Consider the following 18,320-nt stretch of genomic DNA (forward strand, 5'->3'; position numbering starts at 1 on the left):
GGATTGGCGTCCCCCGTCCGCAGGTTTTCCCGTGCGGTCCGAGAACTGCGGGGGCAGCGCGGCACTCGGACCAGACCCGACCTGCCAGGGCGCGGTTGGCAGGTCAGGAAGACTGGGTTCCTTGCGTACAACGGGAAATGAGGGAAGGAGTTATGCGCGCGACGGAACGAGACGGTCACAAATCGCGCAGAGGGCAGAGATGTCCCGTATTACTCAGTCGGGTGACGTGCTCGGCAAGCCTTCGAGGCTGCCGGGTGAACGACCGTCGCGGCGCTGTTCGACCGACCACGTGGTGGGCGGGAACAGCGAGTTGTGCGACGTCAGAACGGCGAGCACGCCGCGCGTGCCACCGGAGTTGTCGGTGTGACCGGACGACGCGGAGGCCGTCGCGACCACGGGAGCCTGCTGCGGTGCGGGCAGCGGCGCGTTCTGGCCAGGAGCGGTCCAGTTGAGGTCGTGCGTCTGGACGGGCTCGGTCTTGGCGGGCGCCGGCACGGGCAGATCGGGCAGCTGCGGCACGACCTTTTTGACCGGAACGATCTTCGGGGCGGGCGGAGGAGTCAGCGCGGCTTCCGCTGCGGCCTTCACGGCGGCGATCTTGGCGGCGCGGACCTGAGCCTTGGCCTTCACGACCTCGGGCGGGGCCTGGTTGCTCACCGTGCCGGACCGCGTGTTGCCCTGCGAGCCACCGCTGAAGTCGAGCACCGGCCCGTCGTCGGAGTCCGCGGGCGCTTCCTCGTGCGGCTTGGCCACCGGCGGCGGTACGAGCCGCTGCGCCTGGTGGCGGTCGAGCATGCGGTCGGTGAGCGCCTTGGCCCAACCGGCCGGATCTTCCATCAGCTGGGGAGCCTCGACGGCGGTCTCGACGGCCGGAGGTTCCTCGGGGCTGGCTGACGCGTCGGTCCCGCCCAGCAGCCAGGCGGCGGCAGTCAGCCCGCCGAGCGCAGCGGTCCGCAGCAGCAGTGCGCGAACTCCACCACCAGCCACAGGATCACCGCCCGTCCACCGTTCAGGTCACCGCCAACGCACAGCGCCGTCGTCGGAGGTCGACGTTGAGCTATGTCTAGCACTGGTGAGTGACTTTGCGAACCAACTCCGCACAAAACACTCGGAAGGGCGTTCTCGTGCGGCTGTCCGGGTTGCCCTGATCAGGCATGAACACCGTCAGTGTCGTCATCGGATCGAGTGACATTGCGCCTCGCTCCCCTGTGGACCGTGTCGCGCCGGGGGATGGTGTCCGATGTGGACGCGCAAAAGCAGGTCAACAGCCTCTCTGAGCTGGTCGATCACGCCTCTCGTGCCCTCGGCCCGGTCCTGGTGCACGATGCGCTGGGGCCAAACGAGTGTTTGGTCCGTTCGGGGGAGCTGGTCGTCCTGCCCGCGGACGCACCCACTGTGCGCAAACGCTTGCGCGGCGTCTACTCCCACGAGGAGATCTCCGCGGGCGCCATTCGCATGCACCTGAAGGCCGTCGATCGGGAGCGCGTGGTCGAGATCGCCCGCGAGGTGGGCGCCACTCCGAACCACGTTCACCTGGCCTGCCCGATCATGATCGGCACCTCCCGTCCGGTGGTAGGTGGCCGCCTGCCCGATCTGCTGGGAGAGGGCACCGTCGCGTTGCTCGACACCCCTCTCGACGACCCGCACGGCGCTCTGGTGGCGGGCGTCCTGCGTCACCACGGCGCCTCGGTGCGTCCGTTCCCGGTTCTGTCCGCCACGGGCTTCGGTGACGACCTGACCCTCGCCGCCGCCCTGCGCGCCACCCGCTCCCTGCCCGTGGTGCTCGTGGCTTCCGGCACCTATTCGTTCAACGACGAATGCCCGCCGGTCCTGACTTCCTGCGGCCCCAACGTGGTTGCCGCGGCGGGCAACGGCGCCTCCTCGCGCCCGTGGTGGCCGGCCGCACTGCCGTCGGTGATCGCCGTCGGTGCCTCGGCACCTTTCTCGGGTCACGGCACGTGGGTCAACGTGGTCGTGGACGGCGTGGACGTGCCCGCCACGGTCGGCTCGACCCAGGCCCTCTGCACCGGCACCTCGTTCGCGGCCGCTTTGCACGCCGCCACCCTCGTTCCGGTTCCGTAACAGCTGAAACCCAGGTGTGCCACGGCTCTCGCGGCTTCGACGGGGTGGTCGATGAGGCGGTGGACCTCGGTCATGACCTCGCTGACCTGCGCGTCCGGCACCGGCAACACGCTGGCGATCACGACCCTGGTGCCGGCGTCGAGGAAGGCGCGGGCCAACCCGGACTCGCAGGCCGACAGGACGACCACCTCGGGTGGGTTCTCGATGCGAGCGATGTCGTAACCGTAGAGCGGGCCGTCTTTCAGCTCCAGGTAGGAGAACAGCGGGTTGTCCGGGTGGACGTGGCCGTGCGCCGCGATGTGCGCGATACCGGCGCCTTCGAGTGCGTGCAGTGTTTCATCCACAGTGGACTCGACGACCAGCCCTCCGTGCTTTCGTTGAAGTGCGGTGACTTCTTGATGGCGGAGTGCGGGGCCGCTGATCCACACGCGCTCGCCGGCGCCGTTCGGTTCGCGCCAGCAACTCAGCCGTGGCAGTACGTGGACCTTCTGCCGCAGTGCTGCCCACGGCATGTCGTGCAGCACTCCGTCCGGGACAACGACGACTTCCTCCACGTCAGGCAGGAGATCGGTGACGACTGGACGACCCGCCCGCAGCGCGAGTTTCGCTGTGCCGACGAGTTCGGCCGGGTCATCCAGGGTGCGCAGTCGCGCCCGTCCGTTCATCAGCGTGACTGCCGTCATCTGCTCTCCGCGTAGGACGAAGCTGACCAGTGGCAGGTCCGGCAGCCTCATGCCGGCAGCCGATGCTCTCGGCGTCGCGGCGAGCGCCACCCGGCGGACATCTCGCTCCAGCGCTTCCACGGGCAGGCCGAACGCCCGCGCCCGGCGCAGGCGCGTGAGGGTCTGCGCAAGTTCAGGCTGGTTGGGAGGCAAGGACATCGATCCGGAAGCACGGTGCTGCTCCGACCAGTGCAACACCTCACGCGCGGTCCGGGCGAGCCCCAGCGCGTGTCCGGTGAGCTCACGACGAGGCCAGTCGCCGAGGTGCTCGTCGAGCAACCTGATCCCCGCCCGGCAAGCCGCCAGTGCGCCACGTCGATCCGAGCGTTTGGCTTGCGCCAGCCACCCGAGCGCCCGCGTCTGAACCGGCCCGCGAAACCGGTGCGCCGCAACAGCATCCAGTTGGCCGGCAGCGAGCATGAACTCGACGTCCTCGCTCGCGAGCTTGAGTGCGGGTGCCGGATCTCCGTCGCGCAAGGCACAACGCGCGCTCAGCACCGCCAGCTCCGGCACGTGCCGCTTGCACCGCTTGAGCAACTCCAACGCGGGCGTCAACACCCGCCGCGCCTCCGTCGTGAGCCCGGCCGCCAGCAACGCCTCGGCCCTGTCGACCAGCGCCTCAGGCCGGCTCGTCGAGTCGAGCCCGGCCTTCGCCGCCTCCTCGTACCGCCGCAGGGCGAGTGGCAGATCGCCGGCGAGCATCGCCACGAAGCCCCTGTTGTGCAAGCACATCGCCGCCCGCCCCGGCTCACTGATGGCCTGCAGCAACGTCTGTGCGGCCGCGAAGTCGGCCTCGGCCTCGGCCAGCTTCGTCGCGCCGCACCGCGCGATGCCACGTCCGACGAGTGCGTTGGCAAGCCAGCGTTCGTCGCCGTACCGCCGCAGCTCCTTGATGACGGCGGTGAGCTCGGCGATCGCCAGCCGTGGTTCGGCCGAGTTGCAGAGGTGGAGTCCGCGCAGGCACCTGGCTCTCGTCAGCTCCCGCCCGCGGAGATGCGGCGTGGCGAGGTCGAGATGCCGCAGGCTCTGCTTGCGCCGCCCCCGATCCAGGTCGATCCACGCCAGCGTGAGGTGAAACCGCGCCTCACCGGTGAGCCGCAGCCCTCGTTGGGCAAACCGCGCGGCGACGTCGAGATGTCCGAGCTCGACGTGGGCGATGCTCAGATCGTGCAGCGCCTCGGCACGCTGGGCTTTCGTGCCGCGCACCTCAGTGGTGTCGATGGTGGCCTGTGGATCAGCGCTGGCGCTCATGCCACGAACCACCCCGTCGTCAGCCCCAGCGACGGCACGGTCACGCACACAGGCCCAGGCGCGACATCGGCGCGAAACCAGCCCTCAGCGTCCGGGCGGAGCGCCTGGGCGGAGCTGGGCGAGCGGACCTCGACGCCGACGCCCTTGTCGTCCAGCACGCCGGTCAGCCGAAGCCCGGAAACGCCCGGATCGAGCTGCAGGTACATCCGCCCGACCCCGACGTGGAACACGAGCTGGCGGGACGGTCCGCGCACGGGCTCGTCGACGGGTTCCATCGGGGCGAAACCGGTCGGGCGCGGCGCCAGGACGGGCGGTGGCACGTCCGAGCTGAGCAGGGAAGCGATCTCGTCGAGCAACGGGTCCCTCATCGCTCGCCCTCCAGCTTCCGGCGCAGCGCGGCCAGGCACCGCGTGCGGGTCTGGCCGACGCTCGTCACCTTCATCCCCAGGGCCTCGGCAACCTGTGCATAACTCAGTTCGGGGCTGTGGGCGGCTATGCACAGCAGGCGCTGGCACCGCTCGTTCAAGGTCATCAGCGCGGTCCACAGCCGGCGTTGCCGATCACCCGCCACCGCGACCTCCTCCGGCGCGGGCAGAGTCGACGCCGGCTCCCAGCGGTCGAGAGAGACCTCGCGGCCGCGGGCGCGCACGACGGCGATCGACTGGCGGGTGGCGGTACTGACCAGCCACGTGCCCAACGACTCGGGTTGACGGATACGCTTTAGATGTTCTGCCAGGCAGAGCCAGGTGCACTGGTAGACATCGGCGGCGTCGGCATGGCTCAGGCGGAACGATCTGGGCACCGACCAGACCAGGCGGGAGTAGCGTTCGACCAACAGCTCCCAGCCCGCCGCGCCTGCTCGGGCCGCGAGGAGAACCTCTGTGTTCGAGTCCATGCCATTTGGAGTCGAACTCCGGCGTCAAGGCTCCACGCCTCACCCGAAAGTGGGTTGTCCACAGTTGTGGAGGAACTCATCCACACCTGTGGACAACTACAGCTTGTGGAGTCGTTCCACGGCCTCGTCGATCACCGCGTCCTGCTTGCAGAACGCGAACCGGATCAGGTGCTTCCACTCGTCCGGCCGGTCCGTGAACACCTGGACCGGCACCGCCGCGACGCCGATTCGGGCGGGCAGCTCGCGACACAGCTGCCACCCGTCCTCGTAGCCGAGTGGCCGGACGTCGGCGCAGATGAAGTACGTGCCCTCCGACGACCGCACCTCGAAACCGGCCGCACGCAGCCCCTCGGCCAGACGCGCGCGCTTCGAGGCCAACGAGTCGCGCAACCCGGCGACCCAGTCCAGTTCGGCGGTCAGGGCGTGCGCGACGGCGGGCTGGAAAGGCGCCCCGCCGACGAAGGTCATGAACTGCTTGGCGGCACGAACAGCGGAGACCAGAGCAGCCGGCCCGCACACCCAGCCGATCTTCCAGCCCGTGCAGTTGAACGTCTTGCCGGCACCGGAGATCGACAACGTCCGAGAAGCCATCCCCGGCAGCGAAGCCAGTGGAATGTGGGTCAGCCCGTCGAACACCAGGTGCTCGTAGACCTCGTCGGTGATCGCCAAAAGATCGTGCTCGACACAGAGCGCGGCAATAGCCCGCAGCTCCTCCAGCCGGAACACGGTCCCGGTCGGGTTGTGCGGCGAGTTGACCAAGATGGCCCGAGTCCGCGGCGTGACTGCGGCTCGCAGAGCATCGACATCAAGAGCCAGCCGACCCGAAGCATCCTCACGCAGCCCGACGGTCACGCGCGAAGCACCGGCCATCGCCACGGAAGCCGCGTACGAGTCGTAGTAGGGCTCGATCAGGATCACTTCATCGCCGGCCTCGACCAGAGCCAGCAACGAAGCCGCGATCGCCTCGGTGGCCCCGACCGTCACCAGGATCTCGGAGTCCGGGTCGTAGGAGAGCCCGTACCGAGACCGGTGAGCGGCCACCGCGTTTCGCAGCACCGGCATGCCAGGACCCGGCGGGTACTGGTTCACGCCCGACGAGATCGCCGAACGTGCCGCCTCCAGCATGGATGCAGGACCGTCGGTGTCGGGGAAACCCTGACCGAGGTTGACGGCGTCGTGCTGCACGGCCAGCGCCGTCATCTCCGCGAAGATGGTCGACGTGAACGGCTGCAACCGAGGAACTAGCGCTGGTACCCGCACAACGCAGGATCTTCACGGACAATGTGGGTGTGGAGCAACTGACCGCCGCTGACCAGCAGAAGCGCACAGACCTGCGCAAGATGAAGCTCGTCGCGACCAGCTTCCTGGTCGGCGCGACGGTCATCTTCTTCGGAACGCACGCGTTCGAGGGCGCCTGGGTCGGTTACGTACGAGCGGCAGCCGAAGCGGGCATGGTCGGCGCGCTCGCCGACTGGTTCGCGGTCACGGCGCTGTTCAGGAGGCCGCTGGGCCTCCCGATCCCGCACACCGCGATCATCCCCACCCGCAAGAACATGTTCGGCAAGACCCTGGGCGACTTCGTGGGCGTCAACTTCCTGAGTCCGGAAGTGGTCCAGGACAAGCTCAGAAGAGCGGGCATCGCCGAGCGCGCCGGCGCGTGGATCAAGCAGCCGGAGAACGCCGAACGCCTCACCAACGAGCTCGCGAACGTCATCAAGGGCGCCATCACGGTCCTCAAGGACGAAGAGGTCCAGGCCGTCCTGGAGCACGCGATCGTCAAGCGGGTCACCGAGAAGCCCTGGGGCCCGCCGCTCGGCAAGCTGCTGAACCAGGTGCTCACGGACGGCGCGCACCACAAGCTCGTCGACCTCATGTGCGACCGCGCCTACGAGTGGGTGCGGGACAACTACGACAAGGTCAGCCTGATCGTCACGGACCGCGCGCCCACCTGGTCGCCCAAGTTCGTCGACGCGATGCTCGGCGACAAGGTCTACACCGAGCTGGTCAACTTCGCCTGGGCGGTCAAGACCGACGTCAACCACCCGATGCGGCTCGCGATCGATCAGTTCATGATCGAGTTCTCGAACGACATGCAGACCGACCCGTCGACCATGCAGAAGGCCGAGCAGGTCAAGCAGCAGGTGATCAACCACCCGGACGTCCAGAAGCTGATCAGCAGTGCGTGGGGCACGGCCAAGAAGATGCTGATCGACGCGGCCGAGGACCCGTCCAGCGAGCTCCGCAAACGCGTCACGCAGGGCCTGATCACGCTCGGCACGAACCTGAGCACCGACCAGGACCTGCGCGCCAAGGTCGACGGCTGGCTGGAGCAGGCCGCCGGGTACGTCGTGAGCAACTACCGCGCGGAGATCACCACGCTGATCACGGACACGGTCGAGCGCTGGGACGCCGAGGAGACCTCGCGCAAGATCGAACTGCAGGTCGGCAGGGACCTGCAGTTCATCCGGATCAACGGCACCGTGGTCGGCGCGCTCGCCGGCCTGGTGATCTACACCGTGGCCAACGCGGTGTTCTGATCCGTGTTCTGGGCCCGGGTCCGTTTTCGGAACGTGCGGGCCTTCTCGCGGTTGCCGCACACCTGCATCGAGCACCAGGTGCGCGAGCGGTTGCGCGAACGGTCGAAGAACGCACGCAGGCAGTCGTCGGCGGGACAGATCTTGAAGCGTTCCCAGGAACCCAGCACGGCCAGCCGAGCGGACGCCGCGAGCACCGCGCCCAGGGCATCCGAGCTGGACAGCACCGGAACGCCGTCCGTCAGCTCGACGTGGACCACGCCGGCCGCCGTCTGAGGGCCTGACGACCCCTCGATCGACGACCGCAGTGCCGCTCTCGCGGCGCGCGCCTGTGCGATTTCCCCGGTCCGCCCGAGGCCGCGTTCGGTCACCCACGCGCGCCAGGAGGCTTCACTGTCCAGTACGTGTCGAGTGTTCAGGAAGTCGAGCAGCAGCTCGACGTCGTGATCCCAGCCGACAGTCAGACCAGTCACCCCTCCACTGTAGGCGCCACGGCGGGTGCCCGTCAGGGCATCCGGAGAATGCACCCGGTGTATACATCGTGTGTATAGTGCTTCCCATGTCGATCGGACACGCACTGTTAGGGCTGCTAGAAGGCGGTCCACGGCACGGATACGACCTGAAGCGCGCGTACGACGAGCGATTCGGGCAGGACCGGCCGTTGCACTACGGGCAGGTGTACTCGACCCTGTCGCGGCTGCTGAAGAACGGCTTCGTGACCGAGGCGGGCGTGGAGGCCGGTGACGGTCCCGAACGCAAGCGGTACGCGATCACCGACGCCGGGGTCACTGATGTGGAGCGCTGGCTCAGCACTCCGGAGAAGCCGGAGCCGTACCTGCAGAACACGCTCTACGCGAAGGTCGTGCTCGCGCTGCTGTCCGGCCGCAGCGCCACGGAGGTGCTCGACGCCCAGCGCGCGGCCCACCTCGGCACGATGCGCGAGCTGACCCGGCGCAAGATCGACGGTGACCTCGCCGACCAGCTCATCTGCGACTTCGCCCTGTTCCACCTCGAAGCCGACCTGCGGTGGCTCGAACTGACGGCCGCCCGCCTCGATCAGCTGGCCGCGGAGGTCACACGATGAGCCTGCTCAGGGCAGAGGGCCTCACCAAGTCGTTCGGCAAGACCCACGCGCTCGACGGCGCGGGCATCACGATCCGCGAGGGCGAGGTCGTGGCGGTGATGGGGCCGTCGGGCTCCGGCAAGTCGACGTTGCTGCACTGCCTCGCCGGGATCCTGCCGCCGGACAGCGGCACGGTGCTCTACCGCGACCAGGACCTGACGGCCATGAACGACAGCGCGCGCAGTGAGCTGCGCAGGACCGAGTTCGGGTTCGTCTTCCAGTTCGGCCAGCTGGTGCCGGAACTGACCTGTCTGGAGAACGTGGCGCTCCCGCTGCGGCTCAGCGGGATGAAGCGCAAGGACGCCGAACGCGCCGCGACGGACTGGCTGACCAGGCTGGAGGTCGACGGCGTCGCCGGCCAGCGTCCCGGCGAGACCTCCGGTGGCCAGGGGCAACGGGTCGCGGTCGCCCGCGCGCTCGTCACCGGTCCGAAGGTGATCTTCGCCGACGAACCGACCGGCGCGCTCGACTCGCTCAACGGCGAACGCGTCATGCACCTGCTCACGACCGCGGCCCGCGAAACAGGTGCCGCCGTCGTGCTCGTCACGCACGAAGCGCGCGTCGCCGCCTACTCCGACCGCGAGGTCGTGGTGCGCGATGGCCGCTCACGTGACGTGGAGTTCGCACGGTGAGCCAGGTGATCAGCGACCTCGCCCTGGGCGTCCGGCTGGCCGTCGGGGGCAGCCGGAAGTCCTGGGCGAGGCTCGCGCTCCAGGGCATCGGCATCGGGCTCGGCGTCGCGGTGCTGCTCTTCGCCGCGGCGATCCCGAACGTGATGGATCACCGGGTTGACCGGCAGGACGCGCGCAACCCGGTGGCAGCCGGCAACGGTCCCGCGCCGCTGCTGGTGGAGCAGCAGAGCTACCCGTTCCGCGCGGACTACATCCCGGGGCAGTACTACAAGGCGATCAGCCCGGACGCCCCGGTGCCACCCGGAGTCGACCGCGTGCCGGGTGACGGCGAGATGTTCGTGTCGCCCGCGCTCGCCGAGATGCTGGCGTCACCGGCGGGCCAGGAGCTGCTCAGGCCGCGCTTCCCGCAGAAGATCGTCGGCACGATCGGCCAGGCCGGTCTGCTGAACCCCAACGAGCTGCGGTTCTACGCCGGCGACGCGGCGATCAAGGAGGATCCGGGCAACAACACCGTCTACAGCTGGGGCGTCTCGCACCAGAGGCGCGGGCTCGATCCGCTGCTGTGGATGCTGAGCATCGTCGGCATCGTGGTGCTGCTGTTCCCGGTGCTGGTGTTCGTCAGCGTCGCGACGAGGCTCGCCGCGGCCCAGCGAGACCGGCGGCTGGCGGCGTTGCGGCTGGTCGGCGCAGGTGCGAGCCGGGTGCGCCTGATCGCGTCCGGTGAGGCGCTGGCCGGGGCGCTGGCCGGCCTGGTGATCGGGTTCGGGATCTTCTTCGTGGTCCGGCCGCTCGTCGACGACATCAGCATCGCCGAGCTGTCGGCGTTCCCGAGCGACGTCCTGCCGACGACCGCGCTGACCCTCACGGTGGTGGTGGCCGTGCCGGTGCTCGCGGTGGTGACGTCGCTGGTGGCGATGCGCCGGACGATCATCGAACCGCTCGGCGTGGTGCGGGACCAGAAGCCCGTCCGCCGCCGGCTGTGGTGGCGGCTCGTGCCGGTGGCGGCCGGGATCGCGTTGCTCGCCAGCCAGTTCGGCAACCTCACGCAGTCCGAGAAGCCGAACCAGTGGCCCGTGGTGAGCGGCATCGTGCTGCTGATGCTCGGCATCCCCGTGCTGCTGCCGTGGCTGGTCGAACGCGTGGTTTCCCTGATGAAGGGCCGCACACCGGCGTTGCAGCTGGCCGTGCGCCGGTTGCAGCTCGACAGCGGCACGGCGGCTCGTGTCGTCGGTGGTGTCGCGGTCGTGCTCGCGGGCACCGTGACGCTGCAGATGCTGCTGGCCGGCGTCGAGCAGGAGGTGCGCACCGACGAGAAGCGGGAGGCGGCCTTCAACTACCTGACCGTCGACCCGACCTCGGACGTCGACACGTCCGGGATGGCCGCCGCGCTGGAGAGCAGCAGGGGTGTGAGCGCCGTGCACCGGATCGACCGGGCGTTCGGCAAGCTGCCGTCCGGCCAGACCGTGGTCATCAGCATCGCCACGTGCACGGCGATGTCCAAGCAGACGACGGTCCCGAACTGCGAGGACGGCAAGGCGTACGCGGTGGGGTACTCCGACGGCGAGCAGTACGCGCAGGCCGGTGACGTGCTGACGCTGCGGCACAACGGCGAGAAGTGGACGGTGCCACCCGTCGAGGTGCTCAGCAGCACCTTGCCAGGGCTCTTCGTCACTCCCGCCGCCGCCAAGGGCCTGGTGCCGACCAGCGCGCAGTACATCGCCGAGCTCGACATGTCGGTGCCCGACGCCGCCGAGTACGCGCGCAACGCCATCGCGGGCTACAAGTGGAACGTCTTCACCTACTACGTCGGCCAGAACGAGACCGACGAGTTGGAACGGGTCTTCGGCGTGATCCGCCGCGCGCTGCTGGCGGGCGCGGCACTCACGTTGCTCGTCGCGGCGGCATCACTGCTGGTCGTGGCGCTGGAACAGGTACGGGAACGGCGCAGGCCGCTCGCGGTGATGGCGGCGAGCGGGGTGCCGCGCGGCACGCTGGCCAGGTCGTTGCTGTGGCAGAACGCGCTGCCGCTGGCGATCTCCACGGTCGTCTCGCTGGCCACCGGCATCCTGCTCGGCGCGCTGGTGATGCGGGTGTTCGGAGCCGAGGTCGCCTTCGACTGGGCCGGCATCGGCCTGATCACCGGCGTGATCGTGGCGCTGACGTTCGCGGTCACTGTTCTGACGTTGCCTTCGCTGAGAAGGGCGACCGGAGCACTTGGGTTGCGGACCGAGTAGTGACCTCGTGCTCTGCCAGGCGGTCCTGCACCAGTCCGTGCCGGAACTGGTAGCAGGCCCCCGCCCGGCAGAGCACGCCGAGCTTGCGCGAGTCCTCCAGGAAGACCATCAGCTCCCACGGCAGCTTTCCGCGCAGTGCCAGCCAGATCCGCGCCACGGTGAACCACCACCAGCGCAGGTGCAGGACGGCCAGCGCGAACCCGAGCATCAGCCCGGACGCGAGGCCCAGCCCGACCATGCCGGTCTGGCCGGGCCCGAACACCAGTGCCGCCGCCGAGCCGAACACCACCGCCAGCACCAGGGAGCCGGTCCACACCGCGATCCGGTCGCGCGCCATCGTCCACTGAGGACTGGAAGCCTGCGAGAGCTCGGACGCGCTCGACAACGCGAACCGCAGCGCGACCGCCACGGCGAGCCCGAGGCCGACCACCAGACCGGCGGCAAGTCCGTACAGCGCACCGAAAACGAGTCCGGCGGCGAGCCCGAGCACGCCGGGTACCAGCAGCAGACTGCGCCAGATTCCCAGGCGTGGCTTGGCTTTGCGTTCCTGTGACGCGGTGAGGGCGGACGCGCCGACGCCGATGCCCGCGACCAGTCCGGTGATCGGCGCGAGCGACGGCGTGATCGAGTACGCCATCAGCCACGCGACACCGAACCCGCCGATCGCGCCCAGCACCAGCGCGCCGAGCACCGCGAGCCACGTGTTGCCGACGGACCGGCGCAGCTCCCACCAGGCCAGCTCGCGGATGTCCCGATCGCGCATCTCGTGTGCGAGGAACTCCAGCCACCGGCGCGCCCGGTCGCGTGGCCAGACCTGCGAAGCCCTGGCGTGGTGCGCGAACGCCCGGTTGCCGAACGCCCGGGACACGAGCTGGTCGCAGAGGTGGTCGGAGATCGCCCGCGCGTCCGGGAAACGGCCGCGGTCGAGCAGTTCGGTCGGCTCGGCCTCGGTGTCCGCGTAGACCATGCTGGCGAGCCACATCGTCAACGGCGTCGACAACGCGTCCGCGAGCCTGCCGTCCGGTTCCTCGCGCAGCTGGATGAACACCGGCTCCCACCGCGCCGCGGTCACGCTGTCCGCGCTGGCCCGCAGGTAGGCGGCGACCTCGTCCAGGTCGAGCGGCGCCATCTCGACGACGTCGGCGCCGGGCAACGGACCAGCGAGGTGCACGGCCTGTTCGTACTCGGCGGTGCGGCAGGTCAGCACCAGCGGCCTGGTCCCGAACGCCTTCGTGATCCGGGCGAGGGCATCGGCGCGTTGGTGGCCGGGGATGTCGTCGAGGCCGTCCAGCACCGGCAACACCTTGTGCTGCTCCACCAGCAGGTCACCCGCGTAGCTGCCGTACAGCTCGGTGTTGCGCAACGCCGGGTGGTCCTCGTACAGCCTGCGGGTGAGCCACGTGCGGACGTCCTCGATCGCCGGGTTCCACGTCGAGAGCGGCAGCAGGACGGGGACCATGCCGCCGTCGTAGCGGTCGAGCAGTCCGCAGGTCAGCAGCATCGCGACGGTCGTCTTGCCGGTGCCCGCCTCGCCGAGCAGCACCATCCGCCGGTTGATCTGCCGCTCGAACGCGCCCACGACGGCGTCGCTGCGTCCGGGCGGCGCGTCCGGCTCGGCGCTGACGTCCAGCTCGGGGGCGAGCCAGTGCAGGTCGAGCACGTCCGGGTCGGTGAGGCCGCGCGAGCGAACCTCCTCATTCCACTGCGCCTGCAGGCCGATCGCCAGTGCCCGGCACGCGGCGTCGAGGTGCTCGTCGGTGCTCAGCGCGGCGTTGTGCCTGCGGCGGACCCACGGGTCGAGTAAAGCCAGGAAGCCCAGGAACGCCACCGCGAGGACGATCAGCCACACGTGCGGGTCGATGCCGTGGTCGGTCACGAACAGACCGGCCGCGACGAGCAACGCGGTCAGCACGCAGCCGGCCAGCAAGGCTTGCTGGCGGAATCTGGACATGCGACGCATCATGACGCACCGCATCCGCCCGGGGTCGATTCAGTGACCCGTGTCGTGACGTTTGGTTTCTTGATCACAGCTGCCAGCGGCGCTCGCCCAGCGTCAGGAACTGGCCGTCGGGCCCGACCGTGATCCCGAACTGGTGCCGCCGGGGTTTGCCCAGCTCGTGCCAGTCGATAACCCCTTGTTCCGCGAGATCCCACAGCCGTCGCGGGCCGCCCTGGTCGACGTGCGTGCCGTGGTGGTGCACCCAGGAACCGTCCGGATGGACGAGCCAGTCCTGGCCCGCGACGACTCCGGGCAGAGCAATGCCCGCGAAGAACTCGAACGGGCTCGCCGGGTCGACCACGGTGTTGAGCGGCAACGTGGTGGTGCGCCGCTCGAACGTGCCGGAGCCCGCGAGAGCCGTTGGGTGGGCGTGCGCGCGCAACGGCATGAACCGGCCGTCCTCGACGAGCACGTTGCCTTCGCCGGTGCCGTCGCCGTTCGACACGATCCGGACGAGCCCGGCGCCGATCGGGCGGTGCAGCGTGGTGACGACCAGGCCGCCGGGCTTCACCTGCTCCAGCCAGGCGGGCGGGATGGTCGCGACGGAGCAGGTGGCCAGCAAGCGGTCGTACGGGGCGCGCTCCGGATGGCCGAGCGCGCCGTCGCCCGTGACGCAGGTGGGGAAGAAGCCGTTGCGGCTCAGGCGTTCCCGGGCTCGTTGCGAGATGTTCGGGTCGACGTCGATCGTGGTCGTGTTGTCCGCACCCACGGCGTGGCACAGAAGAGCCGCGTTGTAACCGGTGCCGGTGCCCACTTCGAGAACCGTCTGTCCGTTGTGGACGTCCAGCGCCTCCAGCATGATCGCCATGATCGTGGGCATGCTCGACGAACAGGTCGGTGTGCCACCGGTCACCGTGTCATCGCCGTCGAACTGGGTAACCCAGACCCGGTCGGCGTAGACGAGTTTCAGCCAGTCCGGGTGGTCGCGGGTGACCCGTTCCCAGTCACCGCCCGGCAGCTGGCGGTAGAAGCGCGGCAGGAACTCGTGCCGCGGCACCGCCCGGAAAGCCTTGAGCCACTTGGAATCGCGCAGCACACCGTCGCCGAGCAGGTGGTCCGCCAGCTCGGTGCGAAGGGCCCCGGCGTCGTCCATGTCACCCACAACGGTAGTCCTGTGGCGGAGCACACGCAGCGATTGCTAGCAGGGTGCTTGCAACTGCTAGCACTCATCGCTAACGTAGTTGGTGGCACGAGGAACGGGAGCGGGAACAGTGGACAAGTCCATCGACAAAGCAGTCGCGGACCTCGGCCGCAACATCGGTGAGTACATCCGCGAGCAGCGCAACACCGCCAAGATCTCCTTGCGGGAACTGGCGAAGCAGGCGGGTGTCTCCAACCCTTACCTCAGCCAGATCGAGCGAGGACTGCGCAAGCCGTCCGCGGAGATCCTTCAGCAGATCGCCAAGGGGCTGCGCATCTCGGCCGAGGTGCTCTACGTCGAGGCCGGGATCCTCCAGCAACGCGAAGGCGGTGCGCTGGCGGACGCCATCGTCGCCGCGACCGATCTGACCGAGCGGCAGAAGCAGGTGCTGCTCGACGTTTACGAATCTTTCAGGCGGGAGAACTCCGCCAAGAACAAGGAGGACTGATCCCCATGCCGAAGCTCACCCAGGACGACGTCCGCAAGGCCGCCGAGCAGGGCGCGCACGCCGCGCGTCAGGCCCTTCTCGCCGCCCTCGGCGCCGGTGACCTCGCCGCCAAGGCCGTGGTCGAGGCCCTGAACAAGGCCAAGACCCGCGCCGAAGAGGCCCGCACCCAGGCCGCCGACATCCCCACCGAGCTCAAGGACCTGCGCGACAAGCTGCAGCCGGCCGAGCTCAAGAAGCTGGTCGACGCGTACACCACCTCCGCGGTGAACCTGTACACCTACCTCGCCGAGACCGGCGAGCAGACGCTGGAGCAGATCAAGTCCCAGCCGCAGGTCAAGCAGGCCGTCGAGCAGGTCGAGCAGGCCGTCGAGGCCGCGCAGAAGCGCGCCGAGTCCGCCGCCGCCGACGCCCGCGTGCTCGCGGACGACGTGCTCGGCAAGGTGACCCGCCGCACCCGCTCGGTCGGCGAGAAGGTCGCCCACGAGGTCGAGGACGCCGCCGAGAAGCTGGCCGAAGAGGTCGTCGAGGTCGGTGGCGAGGCCGCGCACGAGGTCCGCAGCACCACCCGCAAGGCCGCGAACCGCACCGCGCCCCGCAAGCCGGCGACGACGACCCGCAGCACGGGCACGACCGCTGCGGCCAAGAAGACGACGACCACGACGAACACCACCAAGTGAGTCGCTGAAGTCCGTTGAAAAGGGGAGCACGCCTTCGAGGCGTGCTCCCCTTTCGCGTTCGTGAGGGGAGTGAGCCTGTGCGGGGCTGCTCCCCTCTTGGCGTAGCGGCACGTAGTCTGGGCCCGTGGTCTTCTACGTGCCGGAATTCACTTTCTCCAACCTCGACGGCATCGTGTACTTCCTCGCCGACCTGGTGTTCACGATCGTCGGGCTGTTCGCGTTCTTCCACGCGCTGACCCAGCGCGTGGACGCGTACACGGCCGCCGAGAGAATGACGAAGCCCGCCTGGCTGGGCATCACCGGTGGTGGCGCGGCCGCGATGCTGCTGTTCTCGCCAGCCGGCTTCGGCTCGATCTTCTGGCTGGCCGGCCTGGTCGCGGTGCTCGTGTACATGGTGGACGTGCGGCCGAAGCTGATCGAGGTCCAGCGCGGCCCCCGCTGGTGATCACGCAGTCCTACGGCTCCGGTGCGCCGGTGACCTTGGTCGCTCACGGCCTCGGGGCCACTCCCGGTGAGGCGCGGATTCCCGCCTCCGGGCTGCCCGGCACACGTGTTGTCGTGACACTCCCCTCGCACGGCTCTGCTCCCGACGCGCCTCCCGGCTACTGGGACTACGGCCGAATCGCTGACGATCTGGGCACTGTTCCCGCTGATCACGCCGTTGGCGTCTCGCTGGGCGCCGGGGCGTTGGTCCGGCTGCTGTCCCGTTCTCCTGATCGCTTCAAGCGCGTCGCTCTGCTGCTGCCCGCGGTGCTCGATCAGCCACGTCCGGCCTTCACGTTGCAGCAGCTCTCCGACCTCACCGTGGGACCGCCTGCCTATGTCGCCGAGCGGCGGGAGGCGTTGAGCCGTCTCTCGGCCGCTGCCGAGCAGTTGCCCGGCCAGGTCGCGGTGCCGGACGCCTCGGTGCTGGCAGCTGTGTCGATTCCGGTGCTGGTCATCGGGGCTGTCGGTGATCCGCTGCACCCCGAGGACGTGGCCAAGGCGACGGCGGCGGCGTTCCCCAACGGCTCGTTGTGGCTGGTCGACTCGCCCACGCCGATGATCACGCACCGCGCCGAGGTGCGGCACCGGTTGGTCGAGTTCTTCGCTGGGTAGCCGTTGTTCATGGCGGAACAGAAGAAGATCGCATTTCTGGTCGACACGGAGGGCATCGAGCAGGTCGAGCTCACCGACCCGTGGACGCACGTCGAGAAGGCCGGCGGAGTGCCACGCCTGCTCGCGCCGAAGCTCGGTGAGGTGCGCGGGTTCAACCACCTGACGCCTGCCGACGCGTTCCCGGTCGACACGACCTATGCCGATGCCGATGCCGACGACTACGCCGGCGCGGTGATCCCCGGCGGGGTGGCCAACGCGGACTTCCTGCGCATGGACGCCGACGCCGTCGCGCTGGTGAAGGCGCTGGTGGCGGCCGGCAAGCCGATCGCGTCGATCTGCCACGGGCCGTGGTTGCTGGTCGAGGCCGACGTGGTGCGCGGCAAGATGCTGACGTCGTTCCCGAGCCTGCAGACCGACATCCGCAACGCGGGTGGCGACTGGGCCGACCAGGAGGTCCGGGTGTGCGACATGAACGGCTGGACGCTCGTGACGTCCCGCAACCCCGACGACCTGCCGGCGTTCAACCGCGAGGCCCTCAAGGCGTTCGGTCTTGACTGAGCGGGGTCTGCAGCCCCCGGTCAGCTTTTAGAGACGCGTCTGCGCGTAGTGCTTCATCGCGGCGTTGGACCACTCGGCCACGCCGTCGGCCTGGGCGTCCAGCTGTGACCTGAACTCACCTTCGAGGTACAGGTCGGCGAGTCCCGAGTAGGACTCCCGGTTGGGCGTCCAGGACAGGCAGATCCACCGGTAGTGCCGGTCGATCAGCTCCTGCGCCTCGGGCGCGTCAGCCGCGACACCGGCCGTGAACAGCTCCGTCGCCCGCGTCACGATGTCCTGCCACTCCTGCAGGAACCTGTCGGCGTCGGCCTTCGTGGCACCCTGCCAGCGCTTCTTGCTGCTGGCGAGGTGCTCCTTGACGCCGTCGCCGAAGCGGTCGACCAGCTGCGCCTCGTACTCCTTCTGCTTGGCGGCATCGAAGCCGTCGAACAGCTCTTCCATCTTCACCTCGTCCCCTCCTTCCAGTTCTTCGATCGTTCGCGCGACGGTGTTGGCCAGCCGGTCCAGCCTGCGGCGTTCGTCCTGCAGCCACCGGTGGTGGTTGCGCAGGACCGTCAGCTGGTCCGTGCCGTTCAACATGTCCGCCACCACGTCGAGGCCCAGGCCCAGGTCGCGCAGCAGCAGGATCTGCTGCAGGCGGTGGACCTGCTCCTTCTCGTAGTAGCGGTAACCGTTGTCACCGACCCAGGCCGGCGACAGCAGCCCGATCGAGTCGTAGTGCCGCAGCGTCCTGGACGTCACCTTCGACATCCGGGCCACCTGGGCGATCGACCAGGCCATCTCGCTACCCCCTTCGCGCTCCCCACAGACGCTAAACGTTGACGCAACGTCAAAGTCAACGCGCCTTTTTCAGGCACGCGGGGGCCCTACGTTCCCCTGGAGGGAACGCGGGGCCCCCGCGTTCCGAAAAAGCCTGAGAGAACGCA

Annotated in this window: 18 protein-coding genes; 9 read left to right on the forward strand and 9 right to left on the reverse strand. The window is 69.1% G+C overall.

Annotated features, from left to right (window positions below):
• Positions 1 to 213: 213 nt before the first annotated feature.
• The 5 genes from ABZX92_RS39015 to ABZX92_RS39035 all read right to left on the reverse strand — a co-directional run bounded on the left by ABZX92_RS39015 (position 214) and on the right by ABZX92_RS39035 (position 6,210).
• On the reverse strand, positions 214 to 987 hold the full coding sequence (locus ABZX92_RS39015) for a hypothetical protein (protein ID WP_355570502.1): 774 nt from the start codon (positions 985 to 987) through the stop codon (positions 214 to 216).
• Positions 988 to 1,949: 962 nt separating this feature from the next.
• On the reverse strand, positions 1,950 to 4,055 hold the full coding sequence (locus ABZX92_RS39020) for a CHAT domain-containing protein (protein WP_355570503.1): 2,106 nt from the start codon (positions 4,053 to 4,055) through the stop codon (positions 1,950 to 1,952).
• Positions 4,052 to 4,423 (reverse strand): hypothetical protein, encoded by a 372-nt coding sequence (locus ABZX92_RS39025; RefSeq protein ID WP_355570504.1) that lies wholly within the window; start codon positions 4,421 to 4,423, stop codon positions 4,052 to 4,054. The genes ABZX92_RS39020 and ABZX92_RS39025 overlap by 4 nt, the downstream gene beginning before the upstream one ends.
• On the reverse strand, positions 4,420 to 4,950 hold the full coding sequence (locus ABZX92_RS39030; RefSeq protein ID WP_355570505.1) for a sigma-70 family RNA polymerase sigma factor: 531 nt from the start codon (positions 4,948 to 4,950) through the stop codon (positions 4,420 to 4,422). The genes ABZX92_RS39025 and ABZX92_RS39030 overlap by 4 nt, the downstream gene beginning before the upstream one ends.
• Positions 4,951 to 5,046: 96 nt before the next feature.
• A complete protein-coding gene (locus ABZX92_RS39035; RefSeq protein WP_355570506.1) occupies positions 5,047 to 6,210 on the reverse strand; it encodes a pyridoxal phosphate-dependent aminotransferase in 1,164 nt (387 codons plus the stop codon).
• An 80-nt stretch (positions 6,211 to 6,290) separates the two neighbouring features.
• On the opposite strand from ABZX92_RS39035, the gene ABZX92_RS39040 reads away from it, so the two are divergent.
• Positions 6,291 to 7,487 carry a DUF445 domain-containing protein gene (locus tag ABZX92_RS39040; protein WP_355570518.1) on the forward strand — a complete coding sequence of 399 codons (1,197 nt, stop codon included), beginning with the start codon at positions 6,291 to 6,293 and terminating at the stop codon, positions 7,485 to 7,487.
• Here the strand turns inward: ABZX92_RS39040 and ABZX92_RS39045 are convergent.
• Positions 7,460 to 7,957, reverse strand: coding sequence for a CGNR zinc finger domain-containing protein (locus tag ABZX92_RS39045; protein WP_355570507.1), 498 nt, complete (start codon positions 7,955 to 7,957; stop codon positions 7,460 to 7,462). The genes ABZX92_RS39040 and ABZX92_RS39045 overlap by 28 nt on opposite strands.
• 86 nt (positions 7,958 to 8,043) lie before the next feature.
• On the opposite strand from ABZX92_RS39045, the gene ABZX92_RS39050 reads away from it, so the two are divergent.
• The 3 genes from ABZX92_RS39050 to ABZX92_RS39060 are packed head-to-tail and all read left to right on the forward strand — an operon-like array spanning position 8,044 to position 11,473.
• Positions 8,044 to 8,568 (forward strand): PadR family transcriptional regulator, encoded by a 525-nt coding sequence (locus ABZX92_RS39050; RefSeq protein WP_355570508.1) that lies wholly within the window; start codon positions 8,044 to 8,046, stop codon positions 8,566 to 8,568.
• The gene (locus ABZX92_RS39055) at positions 8,565 to 9,239 is read left to right on the forward strand and encodes an ABC transporter ATP-binding protein (protein WP_355570509.1); all 675 of its coding nucleotides are present in this window, start codon (positions 8,565 to 8,567) and stop codon (positions 9,237 to 9,239) included. Before ABZX92_RS39050 ends, ABZX92_RS39055 begins: the two co-directional genes overlap by 4 nt.
• Positions 9,236 to 11,473, forward strand: coding sequence for an FtsX-like permease family protein (locus ABZX92_RS39060; protein ID WP_355570510.1), 2,238 nt, complete (start codon positions 9,236 to 9,238; stop codon positions 11,471 to 11,473). Before ABZX92_RS39055 ends, ABZX92_RS39060 begins: the two co-directional genes overlap by 4 nt.
• Here the strand turns inward: ABZX92_RS39060 and ABZX92_RS39065 are convergent.
• Both ABZX92_RS39065 and ABZX92_RS39070 read right to left on the reverse strand, forming a co-directional pair.
• The gene (locus ABZX92_RS39065) at positions 11,409 to 13,424 is read right to left on the reverse strand and encodes an NACHT domain-containing protein (protein WP_355570511.1); all 2,016 of its coding nucleotides are present in this window, start codon (positions 13,422 to 13,424) and stop codon (positions 11,409 to 11,411) included. The genes ABZX92_RS39060 and ABZX92_RS39065 overlap by 65 nt on opposite strands.
• A 73-nt stretch (positions 13,425 to 13,497) precedes the next feature.
• A complete protein-coding gene (locus ABZX92_RS39070) occupies positions 13,498 to 14,565 on the reverse strand; it encodes a methyltransferase domain-containing protein (protein ID WP_355570512.1) in 1,068 nt (355 codons plus the stop codon).
• Positions 14,566 to 14,683: 118 nt separating this feature from the next.
• Here ABZX92_RS39070 and ABZX92_RS39075 point away from each other — a divergent pair, with 118 nt between their 5' ends.
• The 5 genes from ABZX92_RS39075 to ABZX92_RS39095 all read left to right on the forward strand — a co-directional run bounded on the left by ABZX92_RS39075 (position 14,684) and on the right by ABZX92_RS39095 (position 17,394).
• Positions 14,684 to 15,061, forward strand: coding sequence for a helix-turn-helix transcriptional regulator (locus ABZX92_RS39075; protein WP_355570513.1), 378 nt, complete (start codon positions 14,684 to 14,686; stop codon positions 15,059 to 15,061).
• 5 nt (positions 15,062 to 15,066) lie between these two features.
• Positions 15,067 to 15,738 carry a hypothetical protein gene (locus tag ABZX92_RS39080; protein WP_355570514.1) on the forward strand — a complete coding sequence of 224 codons (672 nt, stop codon included), beginning with the start codon at positions 15,067 to 15,069 and terminating at the stop codon, positions 15,736 to 15,738.
• A 169-nt stretch (positions 15,739 to 15,907) separates the two neighbouring features.
• Positions 15,908 to 16,183, forward strand: coding sequence for a DUF2516 family protein (locus ABZX92_RS39085; protein ID WP_355570519.1), 276 nt, complete (start codon positions 15,908 to 15,910; stop codon positions 16,181 to 16,183).
• Between the two features lie 29 nt (positions 16,184 to 16,212).
• A complete protein-coding gene (locus ABZX92_RS39090; protein WP_355570515.1) occupies positions 16,213 to 16,836 on the forward strand; it encodes an alpha/beta hydrolase in 624 nt (207 codons plus the stop codon).
• A 9-nt stretch (positions 16,837 to 16,845) separates the two neighbouring features.
• Complete coding sequence (locus ABZX92_RS39095; RefSeq protein ID WP_355570516.1) at positions 16,846 to 17,394, forward strand: DJ-1/PfpI/YhbO family deglycase/protease; 549 nt, start codon at positions 16,846 to 16,848, stop codon at positions 17,392 to 17,394.
• 27 nt (positions 17,395 to 17,421) lie between these two features.
• On the opposite strand, the gene ABZX92_RS39100 is transcribed toward ABZX92_RS39095, so the two are convergent.
• Positions 17,422 to 18,174 (reverse strand): MerR family transcriptional regulator, encoded by a 753-nt coding sequence (locus tag ABZX92_RS39100; protein ID WP_355570517.1) that lies wholly within the window; start codon positions 18,172 to 18,174, stop codon positions 17,422 to 17,424.
• Positions 18,175 to 18,320: the final 146 nt, after the last annotated feature.

It is taken from the genome of Lentzea sp. NPDC006480 (assembly GCF_040611995.1).
Classification (GTDB): domain Bacteria; phylum Actinomycetota; class Actinomycetes; order Mycobacteriales; family Pseudonocardiaceae; genus Lentzea.

Bases quoted from the DNA above. Each gene is read 5' to 3' on its own strand.
- ABZX92_RS39025 (WP_355570504.1), bottom strand. From the start codon at position 4,423: ATGAGGGACCCGTTGCTCGACGAGATCGCTTCCCTGCTCAGCTCGGAC.
- ABZX92_RS39095 (WP_355570516.1), top strand. From the start codon at position 16,846: ATGGCGGAACAGAAGAAGATCGCATTTCTGGTCGACACGGAGGGCATC.
- ABZX92_RS39020 (WP_355570503.1), bottom strand. From the start codon at position 4,055: ATGAGCGCCAGCGCTGATCCACAGGCCACCATCGACACCACTGAGGTG.
- ABZX92_RS39030 (WP_355570505.1), bottom strand. From the start codon at position 4,950: ATGGACTCGAACACAGAGGTTCTCCTCGCGGCCCGAGCAGGCGCGGCG.
- ABZX92_RS39040 (WP_355570518.1), top strand. From the start codon at position 6,291: ATGAAGCTCGTCGCGACCAGCTTCCTGGTCGGCGCGACGGTCATCTTC.
- ABZX92_RS39080 (WP_355570514.1), top strand. From the start codon at position 15,067: ATGCCGAAGCTCACCCAGGACGACGTCCGCAAGGCCGCCGAGCAGGGC.
- ABZX92_RS39070 (WP_355570512.1), bottom strand. From the start codon at position 14,565: ATGGACGACGCCGGGGCCCTTCGCACCGAGCTGGCGGACCACCTGCTC.
- ABZX92_RS39065 (WP_355570511.1), bottom strand. From the start codon at position 13,424: ATGTCCAGATTCCGCCAGCAAGCCTTGCTGGCCGGCTGCGTGCTGACC.
- ABZX92_RS39055 (WP_355570509.1), top strand. From the start codon at position 8,565: ATGAGCCTGCTCAGGGCAGAGGGCCTCACCAAGTCGTTCGGCAAGACC.
- ABZX92_RS39100 (WP_355570517.1), bottom strand. From the start codon at position 18,174: ATGGCCTGGTCGATCGCCCAGGTGGCCCGGATGTCGAAGGTGACGTCC.
- ABZX92_RS39050 (WP_355570508.1), top strand. From the start codon at position 8,044: ATGTCGATCGGACACGCACTGTTAGGGCTGCTAGAAGGCGGTCCACGG.